22 protein-coding genes are annotated in these 26,082 nt (G+C 72.9%); 10 read left to right on the forward strand and 12 right to left on the reverse strand.

What is annotated here, in order from left to right; all coding sequences use genetic code 11:
- Nucleotides 1–69: 69 nt before the first annotated feature.
- A complete protein-coding gene (locus BGM09_RS14735) occupies nt 70–1,227 on the reverse strand; it encodes a Gfo/Idh/MocA family protein (protein WP_188282040.1) in 1,158 nt (385 codons plus the stop codon).
- A 239-nt stretch (nt 1,228–1,466) separates the two neighbouring features.
- Here BGM09_RS14735 and BGM09_RS14740 point away from each other — a divergent pair, with 239 nt between their 5' ends.
- Complete coding sequence (locus BGM09_RS14740) at nt 1,467–2,648, forward strand: ROK family protein (protein ID WP_188282016.1); 1,182 nt, start codon at nt 1,467–1,469, stop codon at nt 2,646–2,648.
- A gap of 49 nt (nt 2,649–2,697) precedes the next feature.
- Here the strand turns inward: BGM09_RS14740 and BGM09_RS14745 are convergent, their stop codons facing one another.
- The 4 genes from BGM09_RS14745 to BGM09_RS14760 form a co-directional block, all read right to left on the reverse strand.
- Nucleotides 2,698–3,435 carry an ABC transporter ATP-binding protein gene (locus BGM09_RS14745; RefSeq protein ID WP_188282017.1) on the reverse strand — a complete coding sequence of 246 codons (738 nt, stop codon included), beginning with the start codon at nt 3,433–3,435 and terminating at the stop codon, nt 2,698–2,700.
- 201 nt (nt 3,436–3,636) lie between these two features.
- Nucleotides 3,637–4,410 (reverse strand): DUF3710 domain-containing protein, encoded by a 774-nt coding sequence (locus BGM09_RS14750; protein ID WP_188282018.1) that lies wholly within the window; start codon nt 4,408–4,410, stop codon nt 3,637–3,639.
- A 2-nt stretch (nt 4,411–4,412) separates the two neighbouring features.
- On the reverse strand, nt 4,413–4,943 hold the full coding sequence (dut, locus tag BGM09_RS14755) for a dUTP diphosphatase (protein ID WP_188282019.1): 531 nt from the start codon (nt 4,941–4,943) through the stop codon (nt 4,413–4,415).
- A gap of 37 nt (nt 4,944–4,980) precedes the next feature.
- Entirely contained in the window at nt 4,981–5,586 is a 606-nt protein-coding gene (locus BGM09_RS14760; protein ID WP_188282020.1) for a PaaI family thioesterase, read from the reverse strand.
- A gap of 155 nt (nt 5,587–5,741) precedes the next feature.
- Here BGM09_RS14760 and BGM09_RS14765 point away from each other — a divergent pair, with 155 nt between their 5' ends.
- Nucleotides 5,742–6,635: an SDR family oxidoreductase gene (locus tag BGM09_RS14765; RefSeq protein WP_188282021.1), complete on the forward strand. Its 894-nt coding sequence runs from the start codon at nt 5,742–5,744 to the stop codon at nt 6,633–6,635.
- Between the two features lie 27 nt (nt 6,636–6,662).
- Nucleotides 6,663–7,112, forward strand: a complete 450-nt coding sequence (locus tag BGM09_RS14770; protein ID WP_188282022.1) for a DUF3093 domain-containing protein — start codon at nt 6,663–6,665, stop codon at nt 7,110–7,112.
- A 54-nt stretch (nt 7,113–7,166) separates the two neighbouring features.
- Here the strand turns inward: BGM09_RS14770 and BGM09_RS14775 are convergent, their stop codons facing one another.
- From BGM09_RS14775 to BGM09_RS14790, 4 genes are all read right to left on the reverse strand, one after another.
- On the reverse strand, nt 7,167–7,931 hold the full coding sequence (locus tag BGM09_RS14775; RefSeq protein WP_411158305.1) for a hypothetical protein: 765 nt from the start codon (nt 7,929–7,931) through the stop codon (nt 7,167–7,169).
- Between the two features lie 117 nt (nt 7,932–8,048).
- Complete coding sequence (locus tag BGM09_RS14780; protein ID WP_103884889.1) at nt 8,049–8,348, reverse strand: DUF4193 domain-containing protein; 300 nt, start codon at nt 8,346–8,348, stop codon at nt 8,049–8,051.
- 419 nt (nt 8,349–8,767) lie between these two features.
- Complete coding sequence (locus BGM09_RS14785; RefSeq protein ID WP_188282024.1) at nt 8,768–10,027, reverse strand: sensor histidine kinase; 1,260 nt, start codon at nt 10,025–10,027, stop codon at nt 8,768–8,770.
- Between the two features lie 5 nt (nt 10,028–10,032).
- Entirely contained in the window at nt 10,033–10,686 is a 654-nt protein-coding gene (locus tag BGM09_RS14790; RefSeq protein ID WP_188282025.1) for a response regulator transcription factor, read from the reverse strand.
- A 290-nt stretch (nt 10,687–10,976) separates the two neighbouring features.
- Between BGM09_RS14790 and BGM09_RS14795 the strand changes: the two genes are divergently transcribed.
- Complete coding sequence (locus BGM09_RS14795) at nt 10,977–11,150, forward strand: hypothetical protein (protein WP_188282026.1); 174 nt, start codon at nt 10,977–10,979, stop codon at nt 11,148–11,150.
- A gap of 165 nt (nt 11,151–11,315) precedes the next feature.
- Here BGM09_RS14795 and BGM09_RS14800 read toward each other — a convergent pair whose 3' ends face one another.
- Nucleotides 11,316–12,134: an inositol monophosphatase family protein gene (locus BGM09_RS14800; protein WP_188282027.1), complete on the reverse strand. Its 819-nt coding sequence runs from the start codon at nt 12,132–12,134 to the stop codon at nt 11,316–11,318.
- Between the two features lie 35 nt (nt 12,135–12,169).
- The gene (locus tag BGM09_RS14805; protein WP_188282028.1) at nt 12,170–13,303 is read right to left on the reverse strand and encodes a ferrochelatase; all 1,134 of its coding nucleotides are present in this window, start codon (nt 13,301–13,303) and stop codon (nt 12,170–12,172) included.
- A 208-nt stretch (nt 13,304–13,511) separates the two neighbouring features.
- Between BGM09_RS14805 and BGM09_RS14810 the strand changes: the two genes are divergently transcribed.
- From BGM09_RS14810 to sepH, 3 genes are all read left to right on the forward strand, one after another.
- The gene (locus tag BGM09_RS14810) at nt 13,512–14,774 is read left to right on the forward strand and encodes an MFS transporter (protein WP_188282029.1); all 1,263 of its coding nucleotides are present in this window, start codon (nt 13,512–13,514) and stop codon (nt 14,772–14,774) included.
- Nucleotides 14,713–16,053 (forward strand): D-arabinono-1,4-lactone oxidase, encoded by a 1,341-nt coding sequence (locus tag BGM09_RS14815; protein ID WP_188282030.1) that lies wholly within the window; start codon nt 14,713–14,715, stop codon nt 16,051–16,053. The genes BGM09_RS14810 and BGM09_RS14815 overlap by 62 nt, the downstream gene beginning before the upstream one ends.
- Before the next feature lie 374 nt (nt 16,054–16,427).
- Entirely contained in the window at nt 16,428–17,543 is a 1,116-nt protein-coding gene (gene sepH / locus BGM09_RS14820) for a septation protein SepH (protein ID WP_188282031.1), read from the forward strand.
- A gap of 189 nt (nt 17,544–17,732) precedes the next feature.
- On the opposite strand, the gene BGM09_RS14825 is transcribed toward sepH, so the two are convergent.
- Entirely contained in the window at nt 17,733–18,566 is an 834-nt protein-coding gene (locus BGM09_RS14825) for a sulfurtransferase (protein ID WP_188282032.1), read from the reverse strand.
- 227 nt (nt 18,567–18,793) lie between these two features.
- Between BGM09_RS14825 and BGM09_RS14830 the strand changes: the two genes are divergently transcribed.
- The 3 genes from BGM09_RS14830 (at nt 18,794) to BGM09_RS38845 (ending at nt 25,975) form a co-directional block, all read left to right on the forward strand.
- The gene (locus BGM09_RS14830; protein WP_188282033.1) at nt 18,794–19,561 is read left to right on the forward strand and encodes a VOC family protein; all 768 of its coding nucleotides are present in this window, start codon (nt 18,794–18,796) and stop codon (nt 19,559–19,561) included.
- Between the two features lie 519 nt (nt 19,562–20,080).
- Nucleotides 20,081–23,332 (forward strand): AfsR/SARP family transcriptional regulator, encoded by a 3,252-nt coding sequence (locus BGM09_RS14835; protein WP_188282034.1) that lies wholly within the window; start codon nt 20,081–20,083, stop codon nt 23,330–23,332.
- 96 nt (nt 23,333–23,428) lie between these two features.
- The gene (locus tag BGM09_RS38845; RefSeq protein WP_188282035.1) at nt 23,429–25,975 is read left to right on the forward strand and encodes an ATP-binding protein; all 2,547 of its coding nucleotides are present in this window, start codon (nt 23,429–23,431) and stop codon (nt 25,973–25,975) included.
- The last annotated feature ends 107 nt before the right edge of the window (nt 25,976–26,082 follow it).

The following is a 26,082-nucleotide window of genomic DNA, read 5'->3' on the forward strand; positions in this document are numbered from 1 at the left end:
TGCGTCCTCCAGGGATCAGCGAGTCGGCGAGGTGTCTCGGTGCGGAACAGGGCCTCGGCAGAAGGGGCTTCAGGACCGAGGGGCGGCGGGCACCGGGATGTGCACGCCGAGGGCCGCCGCACTGGTCTCCACGGCCGCCAGCACCCGCTGCACCTGGAGCCCGTCGGCGAACGACGGCCGCGGATCCGTACCGCCCGCCACCGCCTCGGCGAAATCGCGCACCTGGTGCGTGAAGGAGTGCTCGTAGCCGATCAGATGGCCCGGCGGCCACCACGCGTCAAGGTAGGGGTGGGTGGGCTCGGTGACCAGGACGCGGCGGAAACCGGCGGTGTCCGGGTCCTCGGAACGGTCGTGGAAGGCCAGTTCGTTCATCGACTCGGCGTCGAAGGCGAGCGTGCCGCGCGAGCCGCTGACCTCGATCCGCATGGCGTTCTTGTGCCCGGTGGCGAAACGGGTCGCCTCGAACACACCGATCGCGCCGCCGTCGAACCGCGCGGTGAACAGCGCCGCGTCGTCCACCGTGACCCGGCCGCGCTCGGAACCGCCCTTGCCCGACAGGCCGCTCGCCGACTCCGGCAGCGGGCGCTCGGTCACGAAGGTCTCCAGCAGCGCGCCGACCGAGCTGATCCGCTGACCCGTCAGATACTGCGCCGCGTCGATGCTGTGCGCGCCGAGATCGCCCAACGCCCCTGACCCGGCACGGTCCTTGCGCAGCCGCCAGGCCAGCGGGAACTCCGGGTCGACCAGCCAGTCCTGGAGGTACTGCGCCCGCACCTGGTGGATCGTGCCCAGCCTGCCCTCCTCGACCAGCCGCCGCGCCAGCACCAGCGCGGGCACCCTGCGGTAGTTGAAGGCCACCATCGAACGCACCCCGGCCTGCCGGGCCTTGTGCGCCGCGTCGACCATGGCCTCGGCCTCCGCCACCGAATTGGCCAGCGGCTTCTCGCACATCACGTGCTTGCCCGCGGCGAGCGCCGCCTGCGCGATCTGCGCGTGGCTGTCGCCCGGCGTGCAGATGTCCACCACGTCGATGTCGGGCCGCGCCACCAGCGCCCGCCAGTCGGTCTCGTACGACTGCCAGCCGTACCGCTCGGCGGCCGACGCCGCCCGCTGCTCCGACCGGCCGCAGACGGCGGTGAGTTCGAGCCGCACCGGCAGGTCGAAGAAGCGGCCCGCGGTGCGCCAGGCGTGGGAGTGCGCCGCGCCCATGAACGCATGGCCGACCATGCCGATCCGCAGCGCGGGGACCGGGGGTGGTGTCGTCGTCACGTACGTCCTCCTGGCGGAATGCCGCTCCTGGTACGGGCCGTGAATCGTTATTCATCCGGCATCGACTGAAACTCACGGCGCCGGATAGAACAGTTCGCGAGTTTCTGCCTGAACTTCGGCATAAGTCAAGGCTCTTGACGTCGGCGACGGCAACAGGGCACCGTGCGGTTGCCGAGACGTCACACATCCGGGGGGCAGTGATCGACACTCCAGTCAATCTCCGCGAGGTCGGCAGGCTCCGGGTTCTTGAGGCACTGCACACCACCGCCCGCAGCAGCAGGCCCGAACTCGTCCGCGTCACCGGCCTGTCCAGGGCCACCGTCTCCTCGCTGATCGCCGACCTCATCACCGTCGGCCTGGTCACCGAGGACGAGGGCCCCGAGGAACCCGAGCCCCGCCGCACCGGACGGCCCGCCCAGTCCCTCTCGCTGGTCCCCAGCTCCGGTTACGCCATCGGCGCGGACATCGGCCACCAGCACGTACGCGTCATCCTCTGCGACCTGTTCGGCGCCGTCCTGTGGGAGCACTGGGTCGCCAAGGACGTGGACCGCGCCCCGCAGGAGACCCTCGACCTGGTCGCCGTCCTCGTCGGCCGGGCCCTCCAGGAGACCGGCGTCGCCCGCGAACGCGTCCTCGGCATCGGCGCCGGAATCGCCTCCCCGGTCGAGAAGGGCAGCGGCGCCCTCGGCGCCGAGGGCATCATGCCCGGCTGGGTCGGCCTGCGCCTCACCGACGAACTGCGGCACCGCACCTCGCTGCCGGTCCGCGTCACCAACGACGCCAACGCCGGCGCCCTCGCCGAGCGCATGTACGGCGCCGGGCGGCAGGCGGGCGACATGGTCTACGTCCGGCTCTCCGCCGGAATCGGCGCGGGCATCGTCAGCGACGGCCGCCTCCTGCTCGGCTCACGGGGCCTCGCCGGGGAGATCGGCCATCTCCCGCTCGTCACCGACGGCCTCATCTGCCGCTGCGGCAACCGCGGTTGCCTGGAGACCGTCGCCAGCCCCGTCGCCATCGCCCGCCTGCTGTCCGACAGTTGGGGCGAGACCGTCGCCCCCCGCGACCTCCCCGCCCTCATCCGCGACCGCAACACCGGCGCCCTGCGCGCCGTCCGCGACGCGGGAGACGCCGTCGGCCGCGCGCTCGGCACGCTCGTCACCCTCCTCAACCCGCGCCTGATCGTGGTCGGCGGCGACCTCGCCGCCGCGGGCGCCGACATCCTCGAACCCATCCGGGCCGGTGTCCGCCGCCACACCCTTCCCTCCGCCGCGGAGGGCCTGGAGATCGTCACCGGCGGCCTCGGGGACGGCGCCGAGGTCCGCGGGGCGGCCGGTCTCGTCCTCGCCGACGCCGCCTCACTGCTGGCCGGAGCGGCCTGACCCGTACCAGCCTGTCCCGGAGCGGCCCGCTCCGTACCTCGGCGCCGCCTCAGTCCGTGGCCGGGACGATCTGCCCGTCGCGCAGTTCCAGGACGCGGTCGGCCAGGGCGAGGAGCTGCGTGTCGTGGGTGGCGACGAGGGCGGTGACGGACTCGCTGCGGACGACCGCGCGCAGCAACTCCATGACGGCCAGGCCCGTCTCGGCGTCGAGCTGCCCGGTGGGCTCGTCGGCGATGAGCAGGACGGGGCGGTTGGCGAGGGCGCGGGCGATGGCGACCCGTTGCTGCTGTCCGCCGGAGAGTTCGCCGGGGCGCTGGGCGGCGTGGTCGGCGAGGCCGACGAGGGCCAGGAGGAGTTCGACGCGCTCCTCGCGCTCGCGCGGCGGGGTCTTGCGCAGCCGCATGGGCACGCCCACGTTCTCGGCGGCGCTGAGGATGGGGAGCAGCCCGAAGGACTGGAAGACGAAGCCGATACGGTCCCGGCGCAGGGCGAGCAGGTCGTCGTCGCCGAGCGAGGCCAGATCGGTGCCGTCGAGCATGATCCGGCCGCCGTCGGGGCTGTCGAGACCGCCCACGAGGTTGAGGATCGTGGTCTTGCCCGAGCCCGAACGGCCCTTGAGCGCGACGAGTTCGCCGCGCGGGACGGAGAACGAGACACCGCGCAGGGCATGCACGGCGGTGTCGCCGCTGCCGTAGGTGCGGCGCAGATCCTCGACGACGACCATGTCCCCGGACGGCGGACCGTCCGCGACCGCCGTCGCCGCGCGTCCCGTGGACCCCTCGCTCATGCGTCCTCCCCGTCCTGGCCGCGTCCCCTGCCCGGCCCCCGCCCGCGGCGCGCCGGCCACCGTACGGCCGTCGCGTATCCGTACGGTACGCGCAAACGCCGTGGCCCGGACCCGTGGAGACGGGTCCGGGCCACGACAGGCCGCGAAAGGCCAGGAGGGGCCGCCGTAAGGCCGCGAACGGCGCGTACGCGGAGCGACGGCTCAGTGCAGCTCGGTGATCTCCGGGCCGCGGCGCAGCGGGTCGATTCCGTCGCCGAACTTCGACGGCTCGCCCTGCTCGGACGGCGCGGCGCCGTCCGGCACCATCTGCGCGTCGTTCGGCAGCTTCAGCACGATCGGGTCGCGCGGCGCCATCGGGGTGTCGCCGCGCAGCACCACGGTGTCGCGGAAGACGGACTCCAGCACACCGGCGGCGGCGGGCTGCACCGCGCCCTGGCCGGAGATCACCCCGCGCAGGAACCAGCGCGGGCCGTCGCAGCCGATGAACCGCACGAGCTGCACGCCGTTGGTGCCGTCCGGGAGCTGGACGGGCACCTGGGCCCGCAGCTCCCAGCCGAGCGGGCCCTCCAGCTCGTCGACGATGCCGCCCTGCTGGGTGATACCGGAGGCGATCTCCTCGCGGACCTCGCCCCAGATGCCCTCGGACTTGGGGGCGGCGAACGCCTGGAGCTGCACGGCGCTGTCCCGCAGCACCACGGTCGCGGCGACGATGGACTCGCCCGCGACCTCGACCCGCAGCTCCATGCCCTCGACTCCGGGCACGAACAGTCCGCCGAGGTCGACGCGGCCCTCGCCGGGCTCACTGACCTCGCTCAGGTCCCACGGGCCGTCGGGCCTCGGGGCGGGCGGAAGGTTGTACCGGAGGGACTCACCGGAGTCGTCCGACTCCTCGGCGTCCTCGACCTGCTCGTCAGGGCCTGCGGCCTCGTCGAGCTCGTCGAGGTCGTCTTCGCGCTCCTTGCGACGACGGAACACGGTCACTGTCCTTCCCGGTCTGCAACGACCGATGCGAATCCGACTCTGGACGTGTCGGCCGACGGCGTCTCCACCGCGGCATGACCCCCCGTGGAGCCGAAGCCCCCCGCGGCCCTGGCAGAGCCGGGCAGCTCCGCCACCTCATGGAAACGGACCCGCTCGACCTGCTGGACGACCAGTTGGGCGATCCGGTCACCCTTTTCGAACCGCACGGTCTCGCGCGGATCGAGGTTGACGACGATCACCTTGATCTCTCCACGGTACCCGGCATCCACCGTTCCCGGGGCATTCACCAGGGCCACACCGCAGCGCGCGGCCAGCCCCGAGCGGGGATGCACGAAGGCCGCGTACCCGTCGGGCAGGGCGATCGACACCCCGGTGGGCAGGACCGCGCGCTCACCGGGCGCGAGGTCCGCCGCCAGCGTGGTGGTCAGGTCCGCGCCCGCGTCACCGGGATGCCCGTAGGACGGTACGGGCACGGACTCGTCGAGCCGGTGCAGCAGTACGTCCACCGGCTGTCGCTCTGTGCTCACGGGTTCACCTCGCTGACGAGGCGCAGCGGCTCACGGCTCATGGGTTCACCTCGAAGGCGCGGGCGACCTTCACCTGGTCGGGGTCCGACATCGCCGCGCGGATCTCCTCCGCGCGGCCGTTCTGCGTGAAGTGGTCGAGCTTGACCTCGACGAACAGCGCCTCCGCGCGCACCGCGACCGGCCCGTCGTGGCCGCCGATCCGGCCCTCGGCCGAGCTGTAGATCTTGCGTCCGGCGACCGCGGTGCAGCGCGCCGACAGATACAGCGTGGCGCCGACCGGGACCGGGAGCAGGAAGTCCGACTCCAGCCGTCCCGTGACGGCGATGGCGCGCAGCATCCAGTTGACCGAGCCCAGCGTCTCGTCCAGCGCGGTGACCAGCACCCCGCCGTGGGCGAGGCCCGGCGCGCCCTGGTGGGCGGGCTTGACGGTGAACTCGGCGGTGACGCTGACGCCCTCGCCCGCCCTCGCCGCCAGGTGCAGCCCGTGGGGCAGGCCCTCGCCGCAGCCGAAGCACTGGTCGTAGTGCGCCCCGAGCAGCTCGCCCGGCGCCGGGGCGTCCGGGTGCCGCGTGGGCGCGGTGGCGTCGGGCGGCGGCGTCAACGACGACCGTCCGGCGCTTCTGGGTGTGTTCGCTCCACTCACGCCCGAGACCCTACCCTTCCGCGGGATCCTTTCCCTGCCGGTGTCCGTTGGTCCCGGGGGAGCCGCCCGGTGGCCGGCGGAGACCGCCCCCCGTAGCACCCTCGTACCGCCCCCGCAGTCCCCCCGTTGTCATCTGGTAGCACCGGAGCGCGCGCATGTCCCCAGGAGTAGGCCAGTCCGTCGTCGTCACCGGAGCCGGACGCGGCATCGGCCGTGCCATCACGCTGGAGCTGGCGCACTGCGGCTTCGACGTGATCGGCACGGTCCGCAACGACCGGGACGCGCGGGCGCTGCGCGCGGCGGTCGACCGCACGGGCGCGGCGGTGCGCACCGCGGTGCTCGACGTGGCCGACGCGACGTCCTGCGTCCGGGCGTTCACCGAGATCGCCACGATGACCGACGGCGGGCCGTGGGCGGTGGTCAACAACGCGGGGTTCGCGCAGCCGGGCGCGGTGGAGGACGTGGACGACGAGCAGGTACGGCGCCAGCTGGAGACCAATCTGGTCGCGCCCGCGCGGATCGCCCGCCTGGTGCTGCCCGCGATGCGGGACCGGCGGGCGGGCCGGATCGTCAACGTGTCGTCGATCGCCGGGCGGGTGTCGCTGCCGATGCTCGGCTGGTACTGCGCGAGCAAGCGCGGCCTGGAGTCGGTGACGGACGCGCTGCGGATGGAGACGGCTCCGTTCGGCGTGCACGTCTCGCTGATCGAGCCGGGCTCCTACGGCACCGGCATCTGGGAGACCGGCGCCGGGCTGCTGCCCGACGAGCGGGCGTCGGCGTACCAGGAGCAGTACGCGGCGGCCGGGGACGTGCTGCGCGGCAGCCGCGACCTGCCGGGGCCGCGCCCGGTGGCCCTCGCGGTGCGCAAGGCGCTGACCGCCCGGCACCCGCTGCCGCGCTATCTGGTGGGCGGCGGCGCCCGCTCGACCGCCGTGCTGGACGCGGTGGCGCCGACGGCGGCCTCCGACTGGGCGAAGCAGCTCGCCACCGGGCTGCGGCAGGCTCCGCCGAGGGTCACCCGTGCGCTGGCGCGCCTGCGCGGCAGATAGCACACGACCGCATGGCAGTCTGGTGCCATGCAGCCTTACGACGAACGTCTCACCGTGCCGCGCTCCTGGTGGTTCATGGCCGCAGGGGTGGGTGTGGCGATGGCGCTGATCCTCTTCCCGTTCGGCCCGCTGCCGATGCTGGCCGGTCTTGCGGCCGGCGCGGCCGGCGCCATGATGGCGGTCAGCTCGTACGGGTCCGCGCGGATCCGGGTGGTGGCGGGCTCGCTGGTGGCCGGCAAGGCCAGGATCCCGCTGGCGGCGCTGGGCGAGGCGACCGTGCTCGACCCGGCGGAGACGGTGGCCTGGCGCTCCCACAAGGCCGACCCGCGGGCGTACATGCTGATGCGCTCGTACGTGCCGACGGCGCTGAAGGTCGACGTGACCGATCCGGCCGACCCGACGCCGTACGTCTACCTGTCGACGCGTTCGCCGAAGCGGCTGGCGGAGGCGCTCAACGCGGTGAAGGCGCCCCAGTAGGACCGGTCGGGCCGGACGGTGCCGGGCGGCCCCTGCGGGGGCGCCCGCGGCCGGTCAGGGCTCGATGGCGGGCGGCTGCCACAGCGTGCCGGTCAGGGCCGCGTCGGCCGGTGCGCCGACGGCGGGCAGCTCGGGCCACGGAAGCTGGGCGGCGCGCAGGTCGTCGCGGATCCGCTGGGCGAGCTTGCGGGTGTCGCGCCGGTTCATCAACGCGCCGACGGCCGCGCCGATCATGAACGGCGTCAGCGTCGGCATATTGCGCAGCGTGCGGCGCAGCAGCCGCTGGCGCATCTCCCTCTTCATGCTGCTGCCCAGGGCCACGTTGACCGTGGAGAGTTTCAGCACATCGATACCGCGCTGTTCGGTCCAGGACCACAGATACGCGGTCGCGCGCTCCCTGGAGTTGCCCGGGACACGCAGTCCGTAGACCTCGTGCAGTTCCGCGATCAGTTTGAACTCGACCGCGGCGACGCCGAGCGTCTCGGCGGTCAGTTCGGCCGGCATCGCCGGCGGGGCGGGCAGCATCGCGGCGGCGCCCACACCGGCGCCGACGGTCATGGTGCCCTTCACCGCGGTGGCGATGAGCCGGTCCGCGATGTCCTCGGGGCCGAGACCGGGAAACTGCCCCCGCAGCGTCGCCAGGTCACGGACCGGGATGCGCGGGGCGACCTCGATCAGCCGCTCGGCGACCGAGCCCATGCTCGCTTTCGCCTTCCTGCCGCCGTAGCGCGCCCCGCTGCGTATTCCGCGCGCCCCGCGCGCGGTCGTGGCCGCGAGCGAGGCCATGCGGCCCCGCTCGTCGCCTTCTCGGCCTTCCACCCGGCCTTCCGTCGGACCTTCCACCGAGCCTTGTGCCCGGTCCTGGTCCTGGTCCTGCGCCCGGCCGTCGTCGTCCGCCCGGCCGTCCCGCCGCGAGCCCGTCACCGCGCCCGCGGATCAGGCCGCGCAGTCGCGGCAGATCGGGTTTCCGTTCTTCTCTGCCGCGAGCTGGCTCCTGTGGTGGACCAGGAAGCAGCTCATGCAGGTGAACTCGTCGGCCTGCCTGGGCAGTACGCGAACCGACAGTTCCTCATTGGAGAGGTCGGCGCCCGGCAGCTCCAGGGACTCCGCCTGGTCGAACTCGTCGACGTCCACCGCGGAGGTGGACTTCTCGTTCCGCCGGGCCTTCAGCTCCTCGATGCTGTCCTCGTTGACGTCATCGTCGGTCTTGCGTGGGGTGTCGTAATCCGTAGCCATTTTTCGCTCTCCCCCTGTGGGTGTCTGCGGTGTCTCCAGCGCACGTAACGCGCGGGAGGCCGGACTTGTGCCCGACCCGAGGCGGAGATTTTGCCTCACATCAAGCCCTGTTACTCAATCGACACCCAAGGTCGCCCCCGAAGGGGTGATCGCACGGGTGGCCGATCGTCGCTCGCGACAGTCTGAAAGTCGTATGTCGCGGGCGCCATCACGTGTACTTCCCGTGATCATGACCTGGGGAAACATGGATTTTCCGGTCTTTTTCCCCAACGTCTTGATCACTGTGTGTAGGTGTCCCTCAAATAGCATGTGCTGTCGATCACAACGGTTCCCGGCGGGGAACAGACCGCAAAATTTCTCGCATAGCGAACACTCGTCGGTGCTGTCGTCGCCGGTGGCCGTCCGGGGCGTGACGCGGTTCACAACGGGATCGCGACCCGCATGACCAGGCCGCCTCCCTCGCGCGGCTCGGCCACGATGACGCCTCCGTGCGCCCGTGCCACCGAACGCGCGATGGACAGCCCGAGTCCCACCCCCTTGTCACTTCCCGTCCGCTCGGTACGCAGACGCCGGAACGGCTCGAAAAGGTTGTCGATCTCGTACGCCGGAACGACCGGTCCGGTGTTCGAGACCACGAGCAGCCCCTGACCGCCCTCCACGGCCGTGGAGACGTCGACCCAGCCGTTCTCCGCCACGTTGTACCGCACCGCGTTCTGTACCAGGTTCAGGGCGATCCTTTCCAGCAGTACGCCGTTTCCCTGGACGACCGCGCCGTCGAGCCGGGAGCGTAGCTCCACGCCCTTGCCCTGCGCCTCGGCGCGGGTCTGGTCGAGCGCCCGGGAGGCGGCCTCCGCCAGGTCCACCGGCTTGCGGTCCACGATCTCGTTGTCACTGCGGGCGAGCAGCAGCAGGCCCTCGACCAGCTGCTCACTGCGCTCGTTGGTGGACAGCAGCGTCTTGCCGAGCTGGAGGAGATCGGCCGAGGCGTCCGGATCGGCGAGCTGGACCTCCAGCAGCGTCCGGTTGATCGCCAGCGGTGTGCGCAGCTCGTGCGAGGCGTTGGCCACGAAGCGGCGCTGGGCGTCGAAGGATCTCTCCAGCCGGTCGAGCATCTCGTCGAAGGTGTCGGCCAGCTCCTTCAGCTCGTCGTCCGGGCCGTCCAGCTCGATCCGGCGTTTGAGGTCGGAGCCGACCACGACCCGCGCGGTCCTGGTGATCCGCCCGAGCGGCGCGAGCACCCGCCCGGCCATCACGTATCCGAAGACCAGCGCGACCACCGCCAGGCCGATCAGGGCCAGCAGTGAGCGCTTGAGCAGCACATTGAGCGCCGCCTCGCGCTGGACGGCCATGCACTGGGCGAGGGCGGAGTTGAAGCGCCCCGAATCCGTCTCGTTGATCAGGCTCGGGCAGGTGTTGCTGACGATGTTGACCCGGCCGCTGTTGACGGTGAACAGCGGCTCGCTGCCCTGGTGCAGCGCCTGGGCCGCCAGCAGATAGATGATCCACAGCAGCAGCACACCGGCGATCAGGAACATGCCGCCGTACAGGACGGTCAGCCGTATCCGGATGGTCGGGCGCAGCCAGGGCAGCGGGCTCTCGCCCGGCAGCGGGTCCCAGGGGGGCCTGGGCGGGGCCGAGGGCGGGGCGGGCGCGGGGGAGCCGGCGGAGGGGGACGCCACGCGGATCAGATCCGGTAACCGGAACCGGGGACCGTCACGATCACCGGAGGCTCACCGAGCTTGCGGCGCAGGGTCATGACGGTCACCCGCACCACATTGGTGAACGGGTCGGTGTTCTCGTCCCACGCCTTCTCCAGCAGCTGCTCGGCGGAGACCACCGAGCCCTCGCTGCGCATCAGCACCTCGAGGACCGCGAACTCCTTGGGCGCCAGATGCACCTCCGCGCCGTCCCTGAAGACCTCGCGGCGGTTGGGGTCGAGCTTGATGCCGGAGCGCTCCAGGACCGGCGGCAGGGCCGCGGTGGTACGGCGGCCGAGCGCGCGGACCCGCGCGGTCAGCTCGGTGAAGGCGAAGGGCTTGGGCAGATAGTCGTCCGCGCCCAGTTCGAGACCCTCCACCCGGTCGCTGACGTCACCGGCGGCGGTGAGCATCAGCACCCGGGTGGGCAGGCCGAGATCGACGATCTCGCGGCACACCTGGTCGCCGTGGACGACCGGGAGGTCGCGGTCGAGGACGACCACGTCGTAGTCGTTGACCCCGATCCGCTCCAGGGCGGCGCCGCCGTCGTAGACCACGTCGACGGCCATCGCCTCGCGGCGCAGCCCGGTGGCAACCGCATCGGCGAGCAGTTGCTCGTCCTCGACGACCAGTACGCGCAAGGCGCTGTTCCTTCCAGAGCGGGGGGACATGAGCGGTCCTGCGGCGGGGCGGAGCCCCGGCAGGAACGGCATGAGCTGTGCGGATGCTCCACCATCCTGCACCTGAGGACCGTAAATCGGCGGTAAGGGAGCCGAGAGCGGAATATTCCTCCGGCCGACGGAGGTTTCCGTCCCGAAGCGGGTGGGCAAGACGACTGCACACCCACCCACCACGCCTCGCCACGCGTTTCCCTCGCGTGGTACCTGGCTTGACACACCCCGTGTCAACGACGACGACGAGGGGGCGCCTAATGGACGCGTTCACCACCGGAATCCTCCAGCGCATACACAGCACGGAGACCGATTTGCGCCGGGCCCGGGAGACGGGCGACGACTTCCTCGCCGACGTCGAGCAGGCGGAACTGGAAGACCTCCGCCGACTCGCGTCGGAGAACGGCGTGGACGTACGGCCGAAGGTCGCCTGATCCACACCGGCTGACCCCGAGCCGCACGCCCCGGACACCTCACAGGTGCCGGGGCGTTCGCATGTCTACGCGCGGATATCAGCCGATCATCCGATGGTCGGCCCCGCGGGTCCTACGGGCCCGCGCCGCGGTCCGGCCCACCGCCCCGCCCCTGTGTCGACGGCCCTAGTCGTGCCAGGCGCCCAAGCCGTCCAGCAGCTCCTGGAGCGGTTCGAAGAGGCCGCCGGGGGCCGCGACCGTCAGCTCGCCCGAGGCGGCCTCTCCCGGCCGTCCACCGGTCAGCGCGCCCGCCTCGCGGGCGAAGAGCGCCCCGGCCGCGAAGTCCCAGGGGTTCAGGCCGCGCTCGAAGTACGCGTCCAGCCGCCCGCAGCCCACGTCCGCGAGGTCGATGGCGGCCGAGCCGCCGCGCCGGATGTCCCGGACCCGCGGCAGCAGGGCGCCCACCACCGTCGCCTGCGCCGCCCTGCGCTCGGACAGGTAGCCGAAGCCCGTGCCGACCAGCGCGTGCGAGAAGGCCGGGGCCGGACGGCAGCGGGCCCGCTCGCCGTTGACGAACGCGCCGCCGCCGCGTACCGCCTGGTACGTCTCGCCGCGCATCGGGGCGGCCACCACACCGGCCACCGCCTCGCCGTCCACCTCCGCGGCGATGCTCACCGCCCAGGACGGCAGGCCGTAGAGGTAGTTCACCGTGCCGTCGAGCGGGTCGATCACCCAGCGCACCCCGCTGGTGCCCTCGCTGCTCGCGCCCTCCTCGCCGAGGACGCCGTCGTCGGGGCGCAGACCGCTGATGTAGGACGTGATCAGTTTCTCGGCGGCGATGTCCATCTCGGTGACGACGTCGATCGGGCTGGACTTGGTGGCGGCCACGCCCAGGTCGGCGGGGCGGCCGTCGCGCAGCAGCTCACCGGCCCTGCGCGCGGCTTCGAGGGCGATCTCCAGCAGCGCGGTGGGCTCGGTCGACGACGCGTCGGGGGTGGGGCTCAACGGGGGTCTCCTCAGTCGGTTCCGGCCGGTACCGGTCAGTCGGTTCCGGCGGCGGCGGGCAGCGGGGTCCTGGCCGGGCAGCAGCCCGCGGGACAGATGTCGTGGCTGGGGCCGAGCGCGCCCAGCGCGCAGCGCGCCGGGGCCGCTCCCCGCTCGGTCGCGGCCCGCTCCAGCACCAGGTCGCGTACCGCGGCGGCGAAGCGCGGGTCGGCGCCGACGGTCGCGGCGCGGCTGACCGGCAGCCCCAGCTCCGCGGCCTTCGCGACGGCCTCGGTGTCCAGGTCGTACTTCACCTCCATGTGGTCGGAGACGAAGCCGATCGGCACCATGACGACCGCGGGCGCGCCCTGCGCGTGCTCCCGCGTCAGGTGGTCGCAGATGTCCGGCTCCAGCCACGGGATGTGCGGGGCGCCGCTGCGCGACTGGTAGACGAGCTGCCACGGCCGGTCGACGCCGGTCGCCGCGCGTACCGCGTCGGCGATCACCCGGGCGGTGTCCAGGTGCTGCGCGACGTACGCGCCGCCGTCGCCGTGGCCCTCGACCGGTCCCGAGGTGTCGGCGGCCGAGGCGGGGATCGAGTGCGTGGTGAAGGCGAGCCGGGCGCCGTCGCGTACCTCCGCGGGCAGCGCGTCCAGGGCGGCCAGCGTCGCCTCGGTCATCGGCCCGACGAAGCCGGGGTGGTTGAAGTAGTGCCGCAGCTTGTCCACCCGCGGCACCGGGTGGCCCTCCTGGGCCAGTACGGCCAGCGAGGCGGCCAGATTCTCGCGGTACTGCCGACAGCCGGAGTACGAGGCGTAGGCGCTGGTGGCCAGCACCAGGACCCGGCGGTGGCCCGCCCGCGCGATCTCCCGCAGAGCGTCGGTCAGATACGGCGCCCAGTTGCGGTTCCCCCAGTAGACCGGCAGGTCGAGGCCGTGCCCGGCGAAGTCCTTGCGGAGCGCGTCGAGCAGTTCGCGGTTCTGCGCGTTGATCGGGCTGACGCCGTCGAAGAGGAAATAGTGCCGCCCGACCTCCTTCAGCCGCTCTGTGGGGATGCCCCGGCCGTGCGTGACGTTCTCCAGGAAGGGCACCACGTCGTCGGGTCCCTCGGGGCCGCCGAAGGAGAGCAGCAGCAGGGCGTCGTACGGGCCGGCGTCGTGGGGGTCGCGCTGAGGTGGCTGATCGGACATGTCATCGATCCTGCCACCCCGCGATGATCTCGCCGCGCTCCGCCTCCCCCGACGGGCGTACCCGGTCACGCGGTGCCCGCCGCGGGCGCCTCTCGCACGGTGGAATCCGGGGGCGCCGGGCGGTCAAAATCCGGTTGCGCCGACTCGTAAGCTGTACGCGCCAGCTACGTTCCTTACCGAGAATTCGGCGACGCCGCCGGGAGCGCCCTTGTCCAGCCCCTATCGCGCGATCTTCACCGCTCCCGGCACCAAGGCGTTCTCCGCCGCCGGGCTGATCGGGCGGATGCCACTGTCCATGCTGGGCATCGGCATCGTGACGATGATCTCCCAGGTCACCGGGAGGTACGGGCTCGCGGGCGCGCTCGCCGCCGCGCTGGCCCTGTCGGGGGCGGCCATCGGACCGCAGATCTCCCGGCTGGTCGACCGGTACGGACAGCGGCGGGTGCTGCGTCCCGCGAGCGCCGTGACGGTGCTGTCGGTGGCGGCCCTGCTGATCGCGGTACGGGCCGGGTCGCCGGACTGGGTGTACTTCGTGTGCGCGGTCGGCGCGGGCTGCACGCCGAGCATGGGCGCCATGGTGCGCGCCCGCTGGTCGCGGATCCACCGCGGCTCTCCCGAACTCCTGCACACCGCCTACTCCTTCGAGTCGGTGGTGGACGAGATCGTCTTCATCCTCGGGCCGATCCTGTCGATCGGGCTGTGCACGGCCTGGTTCGCGGAGGCGGGACCGCTGCTGGCCGCGGTCTTCCTGGGCGCCGGCGTACTGCTGCTGACCGCGCAGCACGCCACCGAGCCGCCGCCGCATCCGCGTGACCGCCTCTCGGACCGGTCGGTGCTGCGCGAGCCGGGGCTGCTGGTGGTCACCGGCGTCTTCGTCGGCACCGGGGCGCTGTTCGGCGCGGTCGACGTGGCCACGGTGGCCTTCGCGGACGAGCGCGGGCACAAGGCGCTGGCCAGTCTGGTGCTGGCGACGTACGCCCTGGGATCGTGTCTGGCCGGGCTGGTCTTCGGGCTGATGACCCCGCGCGGGACGCCCACCGGGAGGTTCCTGCTGGGGATCGCGTTGATGACAGTGAGTATGATCCCGCCACTACTGGTCGGAAACTTGCCGTTTCTGGCCGTGGCGCTGTTCTTCTCGGGCCTGACCATCGCTCCGACGATGGTCACCGCGATGGGCCTGATCGAAGGGCTGGTACCGCGGACGAAACTGACCGAGGGCATCACGTGGACCTCCACGGGGATGGCGGTCGGGGTCGCCGCAGGGGCCTCGGTGGCGGGTCGGGTGATCGACTCGCACGGGGCGTCGGCGGCTTTCGCGGTGCCCGCCGCCTCGGCGGTCCTCGCCGTGGTGGTGGCGTTTGTCGGGTACCGCCGGCTCAAGCCGGTGCCGGAGCGGGAGGGGCCGCGCGATGAGCACGACGGGCAGTACGGCACGCACGACAAGCAGGGCCGAGCAGAAGGCGTGGCGTAACTGGGCGGGGAACGTCTCGGCCCGGCCCGCGCGGGCCGTGGCGCCCGCCTCCGTGGGCGAACTGGCGGCCGTGCTGCGGCGGGCCGCCGAGGACGGCCTGCCGGTGAAGGCGGTCGGCTCCGGGCACTCCTTCACCGCCGCGGCGGCCACCGACGGGGTGCTGATCCGCCCCGAGGGGCTGACCGCGATCCGCGCCATCGACCGCGCGGCGGGCACCGTCACCGTCGAGTCGGGCGTCCAGCTCAAGCAGTTGAACGCGGCGCTGACCGCCGAGGGCCTGTCGCTCACCAACATGGGCGACATCATGGAGCAGACGGTGGCGGGCGCCACCAGCACCGGCACGCACGGCACCGGCCGTGACTCCGGTTCGATCGCCGCCCAGATCACCGCGCTCGAACTGGTCACCGCGGACGGCTCGGTGCTGACCTGCTCGGCCGAGGAGAACCCCGAGGTCTTCGCCGCCGCCCGGATCGGGCTCGGCGCGCTCGGCGTGGTCAGCGCCGTCACCTTCGCCGTCGAGCCGGTCTTCCTGCTGACCGCGCGCGAGGAGCCGATGGCCTTCGACCGGGTGATGGCGGAGTTCGAGCAGCACGCCACGGAGAACGAGCACTTCGAGTTCTACTGGTTCCCGCACACCGACAGTTGCAACACCAAGCGGAACAACCGCAGTCAGGGCCCGGCCGCGCCCGTCCCCGCCGTACGCGGCTGGATCGACGACGAGTTGCTGTCCAACGGCGTCTTCCAGGCCGCCTGCGCCGTCGGCAGGGCCGCGCCCGCCGTGATCCCCGGCATCGCCAAGCTCTCCAGCCGCGCCCTGTCGGCCCGTTCGTACACCGACATCCCGTACAAGGTCTTCACCAGTCCGCGCCGGGTGCGCTTCGTGGAGATGGAGTACGCGGTGCCGCGCGAGGCGGCCGTCGACGCGATCCGCGAGCTGAAGGCGATGGTCGAGCGGTCCGATCTGCGGATCAGTTTCCCGGTGGAGGTACGGGTCGCGCCCGCGGACGACATCGCGCTGTCGACGGCGTCCGGCCGGAACACTTCGTACATTGCGGTGCATATGTACCGGGGTAGCCGTTACCAGGAGTATTTCACCGCGGTCGAGAGGATCATGACCGAGCGTGGCGGGCGCCCGCACTGGGGCAAGATGCACACCCGCGACGCGGAGTACCTCGCCTCGGCCTATCCGCGGTTCGGTGAATTCACGGCGCTGCGGGACCGGTTGGACCCGGACCGGCGGTTCGCGAACGACTACCTCCGGCGGGTGCTGGGCTCGTAGTCGCTTCATGCGAGAAAGTCCGCATTTGCACCCGGCGCGCAACCCTTTCGTGTGAGCCGTGCCACTCAACTCCCGCGCCCCTGGCCCAGATTCGACGGCGCGGCAGCCCACCCCGCTGGCCCAAATGGAGTACCGTGGCGAATCCTGGCTCCCGGTTGCCCGTCCGGGTGGTCGGTAGCTGGTCAGGAACAGCGGGAGGGGAGCCCGACGGCACTCGTCCCGGGGTGCCGCGATCGGTCACGCTGAGTGGCCAATCGACCACCGTCCCATAACGGCGTGTCACCGTGTCACCCCGACACGCCGGGTAACTCTGCAAGGTTGTGGCACGCTGCACCCGGGCAGGCCACACTCGTCCAACGGGAGCAGCGACGCACGTGACGTCGGCAGGCACCACCCGGGAGGTAACCGTGCCCGAATTGCGGGTTGTGGCCGTCAGCAATGACGGCACACGACTGGTGCTCAAGGCTGCCGACAGCACGGAATACACACTCCCCATCGACGAACGGCTGCGCGCCGCCGTCCGCAACGACCGGGCCCGTCTCGGACAGATCGAGATCGAGGTCGAGAGCCATCTGCGGCCCCGCGACATCCAGGCACGTATACGTGCGGGTGCGTCGGCGGAAGAGGTCGCGTCGATGGCCGGTATCCCGGTCGAGCGCGTACGGCGCTTCGAGGGTCCCGTCCTGGCCGAGCGCGCCTTCATGGCCGAGCGGGCCAGGAAGACGCCGGTACGCCGCCAGGGCGAGAGCACCGGGCCCCAGCTCGGCGAGGCCGTCGCCGAGCGGCTGTTGCTGCGCGGCGCCGAGAAGGACACCGTCCTGTGGGACTCCTGGCGCCGCGACGACGGCACGTGGGAAGTCCTTCTGGTCTACCGGGTGGCCGGTGAACCGCACTCCGCGAGCTGGACCTACGACCCGCCGCGCCGCCTGGTCGCGGCCGTTGACGACGAGGCCAGGGCGCTGATCGGTGAGAACGCCGCGCAGCAGGAGAGCACGAAGGAACCGAGCTTTCCCTTCGTGCCCAGGATCGCCCGCCTGCCGCGCGACCGGCCTCTCGACCGCGCCCTCGACCGGCAGTTGGAACGGCCCGACCGGCCCGACCGTGCCGAGCGCGAGGCCCGTGAGGCGCGCGCCGAGGACCGGCCGGAGCCGGAGGAGCGCGACTCACTGACCAGCCTGCTCGAAGCGGTGCCCAACTTCCGCGGCGACATGGTCGTGCCCGCGCCTCCGCCGGGCCCGCCGGGTCCCCCGGACGTCGCGCCCGCCGTGGAACCGGAGGAGGAGACCGAGGAAGAGGCGGCTCCGGCCGCCAGCGCCGGGTCCGCCTACGCCGATGTCCTGATGCCGCGTGCCGTCGCCGGTCACCGCGACCGTCTGGTCGGCACCACCGACCGCCAGGCCGAGGCCGACGGGGTCCGCCCCGGACGCCGGGCCACGGTGCCGAGTTGGGACGAGATCGTGTTCGGGAGCAGGCGCAAGAAGCAGGAGTAGCGGTAACCCGTAGCGCGTGCGGCGCGCGGCTTCGACGGACCGGGAACCGACGGCCGTAAGGGGCAGCCACCAAGGTGGCTGCCCCTTACGCGTGGTGCGGCGGCTCGGGTGTGTGGGGGCTCGTGAGTCCGGCGGCTCGGGTGTCCGGGGCCCGTCGGGCCTGTACGGGGTCCCGTCGAGCCGCAGGGGTCAGCCCGGCTGGGGTCCGGTGGCGACCGGGTTGGCCGGGTCGGCGGACCATTCGCTCCAGGAGCCGACGTAGAGCGCGGCCGGGATTCCGGCCGTGGCGAGGGCGAGGACTTCGTGGGCGCCGGAGACCCCCGAGCCGCAGTAGACGCCGACTTCGGCGTCCGGCCCGGCGCCCAACCCGGTGAAGCGGTCGGTGAGTTCGGCGGCGGGCAGGAACCGGCCGTCGGCGCCGGTGTTCTGCGCGGTGGGCGCGCTGACGGCGCCGGGGATGTGCCCGCCGACGCGGTCGATCGGCTCCGAGTCGCCGCGGTAGCGCTCGGGCGCGCGGGCGTCGAGGAGCAGCCCGCGCCGGGCGAGGCCGGCCGCACCGGCCGCGTCGAGCAGCGGCAGGGCGCCGGTCGCGGGCACGAAGTCTCCTGTGCCGAGCGGGGGCTCGTCCCGGCTCAGCGGGTGTCCGGCCGCGGTCCAGGCCGCGAGACCGCCGTCGAGGACGCGTACGCGGGGGTGCCCGGCCCAGCGCAGCAGCCACCAGGCGCGGGCCGCGCCCCAGCCCTGCCAGTTGTCGTACACGACGACGTCCCGGTCGCCGCTCACCCCGGCCCGGCGCATGGCGGCGCCGAATTCCTCGGGGTCGGGCAGCGGGTGCCGTCCGCGGGCCCCGGCGGGCCCGGCCAGTTCGGCGTCCAGGCCGACGTACCGCGCGCCGGGCACATGGCCTTCGAGGTAGGCGGGGTGGCCGGGAGGGCCGCCGAGCTGCCAGCGCACATCGAGGACGGTGACGCCGTCCCGCTCTGCGGCGGACGCGAGTTCGGTCACGGAGATGAGGGGTTCCATACGCACATTGTGGTCGACCCGTCGTAGCCGCCGTACGGCGGGACACCGTACGGCAACGGCCGCGAAACGGACGTGACATGACATTTCGGTTGCCGCGCGGCACCAGGGTGATGAATGCGGCGCGGTCACGGCACGCGCCGCTCCGGGTGGTGCGACGATCGGCTGTGCCACACCATTCCCGACCGGCGGGGCACGCCGTGCGGGCTGCCCGCCAGGAGACCGCATCCATGACCGAGGTACCGAACCGTCGCCCACCTGGCACCCCTTGCTGGGTCAGCCTCATGGCGCACCGGGCCGACCTTGCGCAGAGTTTCTACGGCGCGCTGTTCGGCTGGGAGTTCGTACCGGGACCGCCGCAACTGGGCACGTACGCCCTCGCCGAGCTGGACGGCCGCCGCATCGCGGGCATCGGCGAGGGGGCGTCCGAGCCGCACCGGCCGGTCGCCTGGACCACGATGCTCGCCTCCGACGACGTCGACGAGACCGCCGAACTCGTCCGCGAATGCGGCGGAACCGTCGGCATCGGCCCCCTCCAGGTCAACGACGAAGGGCGGCTCGCCCTCGCCGTCGACCCCTCGGGCGCCGTCTTCGGCGTCTGGCAGGGCGGACTCCTCGGCGGCGCGGAGGCCGCCGGCGAGCCCGGCACGCTCGCCTGGAGCGAGTTGGTGACGCGGGACGCGTCGCTCGTCGGCAAGTTCTACGAGGCCGTCTTCGGCCTTGAGGCCGGCGTCGCCGCTTCCGGCTCCGACGACGTCCTGCTCCGCGTCGGCGGCCACCCCGTCGCCACGATCCACGGCGTCGGCTCCCGCGTCCCGCGCGACCGCGGCGCCCACTGGACGACCCACTTCTGCGTGGCGGACGTCGATGAAGCCGCCGCCCGCGCCGCGGCCCTCGGCGGCCATGTCACCCACCCCGCCCACCCGTCCCCCCACGGCCGCACCGCCACCCTCACCGACCCCGAAGGCGCCCCCTTCGCCCTCCAGGGCCCGCCGTAGCCCCGTCCCCCTCGCAACGCGCCGCGGCCCGCCCCTGCACCTGCCGGGGCGGGCCGCGCTGTGTGCGCCGTGACGTTGCGTCGACCCGTCAGAACATGGCCGACGAACCGCCTATGACCGACGGGATGCAGATGGCCGCGAAGGCCGCGAACAGGACCACACCGCACACAACGCCGGGGAGCTTGGCGGCAAGCTTCTTCATGTCTCTTCGTTCCTGGTTCTGTTGGGGATATGAGGGTTGTACAGCGCGAGACTGGCGGAGTGGATCATTCGGCGCAAGTCAGGGTCAACACCTGCAATCTCGGACATATGCCTATGGGATCTGCCTCGGGCATATGCCAAACTGCACGCGATGCGTGAACCCGTCGCGGCCCGGCCGCACCTACCAGAAGGCACCGTCGCGCGAGCGAACCTTCGGGGATTTCCCGCGTGCGTGAGGGCGGAGGTGGTATGGCCCCGTGACGCACCGTCGTGTCATGCTCACTCTTCAGAGCGTGTCCATCGGCCGGAGGGGCAACGATGGAGGTTCATCTCCTTGGCGCGGTCGAGTTGTCGGCGCGAGACTCGGTCGTACGGCTCGGTTCGGACAGAGAACGCTGTCTGCTCGCGTCGCTCGCCCTCGACGTCGGCCGCCCGGTCAGTCAGGACGTCCTCGTCGGGCGGCTGTGGGACGACGAACCGCCCAAGACGGCCCGCGCCAACCTCCACACGTACATCTCACGGCTGCGGCACGCCCTGCGCACGGTCGGCGCGGCGGGCCAGCGCTCCAGGCCGCCCGCGGTGATCACCCTGCGGGCGCACACGTACACGCTGGAAGCGGAGTCGGAGAGCGTCGACTGGCACCGGTTCGTGCGGCTGTCGCGGGAGGCGGCGGTCGCGGCACGAGCGGGCGAGGACACACGGGCGCTGGACGGCCTGGACGCGGCCGAGGGGCTGTGGATCGGTGAGGCGCTGGCGGGACTGCCGGGAATCTGGCCGCAGTCGGCGCGGGACATGATGGCCGAGCGGCGGCTCGCCACGGTGCACACCCGGCTGGCGCTGCGCTTACGGCTCGGGCACTTCGCCGATGTCGTCTCCGAGGCATCGGAGTTGACGGGCCGTCACCCGCTGGACGAGACCCTGGCACGGCAGTTGATGGTCGCCCTCTACGCGGTCGGGCGGCATGCCGAGTCGCTGGCCGTCTACCAGCGGGCCCGCGCCCTCTTCCGCGCCCAGCTCGGCAGTGAGCCGGGCGAGCCCCTGGCGCGGGTGCACGGACAGATCCTGCGCCGGGCCGCGCTCCCCGACCTCATCCCCGGTCTGCGCCCGCCCGCGCCGCGGCCCTCGGAGCCGCAGACGGCCGAGCCCGCTGAGACGACCGCGCCACCGGTACGGGTCGCGCCGCGCCATCTGCCCAGCCGCAGGCAGGAGTTGGTCGGCCGGGAACAGGAGATCAGCCGTCTGTTACGGGCCGGGCGCCGGTCGGGCGGCTCGGGCGGCTCGGGCTGGGTCATCGCCATCGAGGCCATCTCCGGTATGCCGGGCGTCGGCAAGAGCACCCTCGCCCTGCACGCGGCCCATCGGCTCGGCGACAGCTTCCCTGACGGCTCGGTCTTCGTGGACCTTCGCGGACACTCCGTCGCCCAGTCGCCGTTGACCACCGAGGAGGCGCTGGCCGCACTGCTGCGGAGCTTCGAGGTACCGCCGCAGGAGATCCGTCCCGACCTCCAGGCGCGCACCGCGCAGTGGCAGACGCTCGTAGCGGGAAAGCGCGCGGTCATCGTGCTGGACGACGCCGCCGGCACACGGCAGGTGCTCCCGCTGCTGCCCGACGGCTCACCCTCGCTCGTGCTGATCACCAGCAGGCACCGGCTGGTCGAACTGCCCGCCGCCCAGCCGCTGTTCGTGGACGTGCTGCCGCTCGACGACGCCGTCAGCCTCTTCCAGCGGCTGGTCGGCCCGGAGCGCGCCGCGGAAACCGACAGGATCGCCGACATCGTGACCCGCTGCGGTCTGCTCCCGCTGGCTGTCGAGATCACGGCCAGCAGGTTCAAGGCCAGACCCTCCTGGGACCTGGACCATCTGATGGAGCGGCTGTCCCGCAGCCCCGGAAGACTCCAGGAACTGCGCGACGGATACCGCGAAGTGGCCGTCGCCTTCGAGATGTCGTACCACGCGCTCACCCCCGAGCAGCGCTCCGCCTTCCGCAGGCTCAGCCTGCACCCGGGGCCCGACTTCGGCTTGTACGCCGCCGCCGCGGTCATCGGTGAACCGCTGGACCGCACCGAACGTCTCATCGAGGACCTGCTCGAGTACTGCCTGCTCCAGGAGCCCCGGACGGAGCGGTACCGCTTCCACGACCTGCTCGGCGAATTCGCCGCCACCCTGGCGGGGCTGGAGGAGGCGGCGGAGGAACGTGACGCGGCCCTGCGGCGGTTGGGCGGCTACGCGCTGCGGGCCGCCGACCGCGCCGACCGGCTGCTGCACCCGCACCGCAACCGGCTGGAACAGTTTGCACCGCAGGGCCGGGCGAGCGTCCCCCGTATGGCGGACGCCGCCGCGGCCCGTACCTGGCTCGGCGCCGAACTCGAAGGCGCGCTGACGGTCGAACGCGGCCTCCGCCAGCAGGGACACGTTCGGCAGGCGGCTCAACTGGCCCACGCGTTGGGTGAACTGGCCGACTCCGAGGGCTACTGGCGGGAAGGCGTGACCATGCACGAGGCCGCCGCCGCGCACTGGCGGTCCGCCGACCATCCGCGGGCGGAGGCCCGCGCGCTGCTCGACCTGGCCACCGCCTACGCCCGCGTGAGCCGTTACCCCCGGTCGGCCGAGGCCGTCGAGCGCGCCCTCGCCCTGGCCCGCGGCTGCGAGGACGACGTCGTGACGGCGGAAGCGCTCGGGCAACTCGGCGTCCTGCAATGGCATGTCGGCGAATACGACGCGGGCCTGGTACTGCACCAGGAGTCTCTGGAGCTGCGGCGCCGCTCCGGTGACATCCGCGGCTACGGCAGAAGTCTGAACAACGTCGGCGTCGTGCGCCTGTCCATGGGTGACTACCGCGGCGCTCTGGAGAACTTCACCGCCGCGCTGGCGGCGGTGCGCGAGGCCGGTGACGTCGAACTCCAGGCGACCTTCGTGAACAACCTGGCCGAATTCCACCTCAGGACCGGGGACGCGAACTCGGCCCGCGCCTGCTTCAAAGAGGCCCTGGCGATCGGAGCGGTCGTACTCAGCGAGACCGACCGGGCGGTGATCAGGACCAACCTGGCAGCCGCGCTGGGGGAGTTGGGCGACCCGGAAGCAGCCCTGGAACTGGGCAGGACGGCCCTCACGACCTTTCGCCGCACCGGGGGCGTACGGCACGAGGCGCACGCCCTCAATGTGCTCGGCAAGGTTCTGCTGGGCGCGGGCCTCTGGCAGGAGGCGAAGGCCCACCACGAGGACGCGCTGCGTCTGGCCCGGGGGATCGGGGCCAGTCACGAAGAGGCCGCCGCTCTGCGCGGCACCGGAACCGTGGAGCGCGCCCTTGGTGAATTCCCCGACGCCCGGATGCATTTGGAGGCCGCGGCGGCCCTCGCTCAGCGCATTCAGGCACCCGAGGAGGAGGCGCTGGCCACCGACGTACTGGCCCGGCTGCTGTGGGACGAGGGGCGGGCGGAGGACGCCCGCGCGTTGTGGCGGCACGCCCTGGCCCTGTTCGAACCGTTGAATCCGCTGGAGTCGGACCGGATCAGGCGCTCCCTGGCCCGCGACGACCAGGACGGCTCCGGCTGGTGGCCGAAGGAGGCGTAGGCGCACGGAGTACCGAGTACCGAGTACCGGCATCGGACGGCTGGACAGCAGGACCGCGCTTGCGCGCGGCCCGGGGCAGAGCGGGGGAGAGCGGCTGTGGAGGCGATCAGTCGCGGGGACGTCGAGGCCGCGCTGCGGCGGGCGGACGCGGCGGGGCGGGCGACGGCGGAGGAACTGCTGCGGGAGGCTGTTGACCTGCTCGCGGCGCAGGGGGCCGACGCGTTCGACGGGACGTCCCCGACCGGCCCCGGCGATCCGGCGCGGACCCTGAGCGCCGCCGCGGCCGTCAGCGACACGCTCCGCCGACGCCTGGCGCGGTGGATGGCGTCAACGGCCGCCGACAGCACCGGCCCCGCCGACCCCCGGCACCCCGACCCCCGACCGGTCGACCCCCGGCACCCCGACCCCCGGCACCCCGACCCCCGACCGGTCGACCCCCGACCGGTCGACCCCCGACCGGTCGACGCGCCGTACGCCCCGCCCACCGACCGGCTGGTCAACACCGTCACCGGCGGCGACCACCGAGGAGGCGTCGTCCAGGGACACACCATCGGCGACGTCCACTGGCACGCCGCTCCGGCGCCCGTGGCGTTGCCGACTCCGCGGCAGTTGATCCCCGCGCCTCGCCGTCTGTCCGGCAGGACAAGGGAGTTGGCGGACCTCGACGCCATGCTGCGCGGCGAATTCCGCGCGGGACCTCTGGTCGCCGTCGTCAACGGGCCCGCGGGAGTGGGCAAGACGGCCCTGGCCGCGTACTGGCTGCGCAGCGTCGCCGCGGACTTCCCCGACGGGCAGATCTATGTCGACCTGCGGGGGCACGCCCCCGAGGGCCCGGCGGCGCCTCCCGAGGCACTGGGCATGTTCCTGCGCGCCTTCGGGATGACGGCGATCCCCGGCGATCCGGCGGAACTCGCCTCCCTGTGGCGGTCCGTCACCGCGAGCCGCCGCCTGCTCCTCATGCTCGACAACGCCATCTCCGCCGCCCAGGTCAGGCCGCTGCTGCCGGGCTCCGAGCAGAGCGTCGTGGTCGTGACCAGCAGGCGGAGGCTGACCGGTCTCGGCCTGGAGGGCGCGTTCTTCCACCCGGTCGGCGTGCTGGACGCCGAGGCGTCCGCGGACATCCTCGCCCAGCGGGTGGGAGCCCTGCGGACCGAGGCGGAGCCGGCGGCCGTGCGCCGGGTGATCGACTCCTGCGGCGGCCTGGCCCTGGCCGTCTGCGTCGCCGCCGCGCGGATGGCGGCGCGCCCCGGCCAGCCGCTGGCGGCCACGGCCGAAGCCCTCGACCGCGGGGAGCAGAGCCTCGCGGAACTGCGGATCGGAGAAGAAGCCGCCGTGCAGAGCGCCCTCGACGCGTCCTACCGCCTGCTGCCGGAGGACGCCGCCGCGTTGTACCGGCTGCTGGGCGTACTGCCCTTCGCCGACGTGGCCCTGCCGCTGGCCGCCGCCGCGGCCGACCGCGGCGAGGCCGTCGCCGACCGGCTGCTGGAAACGCTCGCCGAGGCCAGCCTGTTGGAGGAGGCGGCGGGCGGGCGGCACCGCTTCCACGACCTGGTGCGCCTGCACGCCCGCGGCCTCGCGGAGGCGCGCGACCCGGAGCCCGTCCGTACGGCCGCCGTACGCCGCGCCCTGGAGTGGTACCTCGCGACCGCCACCGCGGCCGAAGCCCTGATCAGCCCGTCCCACCGCACACTCGACCGCGACTACTCGGCGCTGTCCCCCGACCGGGCCCATGCCTTCAGCGAGGAGAGGCGGGCGCTCGCCTGGCTGGCGGCCGAGCAGCACCACCTCATGACGGCGGTGCGGCTGTCGGCCGCGCGCGGCTGGGACGGCCTGTGCTGGCAACTCGTGGACGCGCTGTGGCCGCTGTGGCTGCGGCTGCGGCCCTACGAGCTGTGGGTCGAGGCGCACCGCCTCGGCCTGGAGGCGGCCCGCCGCGCCGGGCACACGCCGGGCGAACTGCGCATGCTGACCTCCGGTGCCACCGGTCTGTGCGACTCCGGCGCCACGGACGAGGCGATCGTGTGGTTCGGCCAGGCGCTCGACCTGGCGCGGTCGGCGGGGGACCGGCTCGGCGAGGCTCAGGCACTCCACGGCCTCGGCCAGTCGCACCACTTCGCCCGGCGGCTCGACGAAGCGGCGGACTGGTTCGGCCGGGCCCTGCGGCTGCGCGAGGAGACCGGCTACCTGCGCGGCGCCGCTCTCTCCCGGATGTCCCTCGGCGACACCGCCCGGCTGGCCGGCCGTCCGGAAGCCGCCGTCGCGGCGCTGCGCCAGGCGCGGGCCGACCTGCTGGCACTGCCCGACGCGTACGAGGCGAACCGGGCGCTGGCGCTGCTCGGCCGCGCGCTCGGGGAGGCGGGCAGGACCGCTGAGGCCGAGATCTGCCTGCGGCAGGCCGTCGCGGAATTCGAGGCGCGCGGTTCGGTGCACTGGGAGGCGTACAGCCTGGACATGCTCGGTGTGGTCCTTCAGCGGGCCGACCGCCCGGACGACGCGAGGCGTGCGTACGAGCGGTCGGTCGCGCTCTACGAGAGCGTCGGAGCTTCCGACACGGGCCGGGTCACCGCCCGGATCGCGGAGCTGGACGCCGGACCGGGTACGGCGCCCGACCAGGATCCGCCCGTCGGCTCCGGCACGAGGTGAACGGCCCACCGGCCGGTCCCGCCGGGACCTCGCGAGGCCGCCGCGACCAGCAGCGGGCGGTTCAGCGGCAGCCGGGCCGCGGCGCACGCGTGCAGGAGCGACCCGAC

It is taken from the genome of Streptomyces sp. CBMA29, from assembly GCF_014596445.1.
Classification (GTDB): Bacteria; Actinomycetota; Actinomycetes; order Streptomycetales; family Streptomycetaceae; genus Actinacidiphila.

Excerpts from the sequence above, each read along its gene's own strand:
- BGM09_RS14815 (WP_188282030.1), top strand. The coding sequence starts at position 14,713 with ATGAGCACGACGGGCAGTACGGCACGCACGACAAGCAGGGCCGAGCAG.
- BGM09_RS14780 (WP_103884889.1), bottom strand. The coding sequence starts at position 8,348 with ATGGCTACGGATTACGACACCCCACGCAAGACCGACGATGACGTCAAC.
- BGM09_RS14765 (WP_188282021.1), top strand. The coding sequence starts at position 5,742 with ATGTCCCCAGGAGTAGGCCAGTCCGTCGTCGTCACCGGAGCCGGACGC.
- BGM09_RS14835 (WP_188282034.1), top strand. The coding sequence starts at position 20,081 with ATGGAGGTTCATCTCCTTGGCGCGGTCGAGTTGTCGGCGCGAGACTCG.
- BGM09_RS14805 (WP_188282028.1), bottom strand. The coding sequence starts at position 13,303 with ATGTCCGATCAGCCACCTCAGCGCGACCCCCACGACGCCGGCCCGTAC.
- BGM09_RS14745 (WP_188282017.1), bottom strand. The coding sequence starts at position 3,435 with ATGAGCGAGGGGTCCACGGGACGCGCGGCGACGGCGGTCGCGGACGGT.
- BGM09_RS14825 (WP_188282032.1), bottom strand. The coding sequence starts at position 18,566 with ATGGAACCCCTCATCTCCGTGACCGAACTCGCGTCCGCCGCAGAGCGG.
- BGM09_RS14830 (WP_188282033.1), top strand. The coding sequence starts at position 18,794 with ATGACCGAGGTACCGAACCGTCGCCCACCTGGCACCCCTTGCTGGGTC.
- BGM09_RS14795 (WP_188282026.1), top strand. The coding sequence starts at position 10,977 with ATGGACGCGTTCACCACCGGAATCCTCCAGCGCATACACAGCACGGAG.
- BGM09_RS14770 (WP_188282022.1), top strand. The coding sequence starts at position 6,663 with ATGCAGCCTTACGACGAACGTCTCACCGTGCCGCGCTCCTGGTGGTTC.
- BGM09_RS14735 (WP_188282040.1), bottom strand. The coding sequence starts at position 1,227 with ATGGTCGGCCATGCGTTCATGGGCGCGGCGCACTCCCACGCCTGGCGC.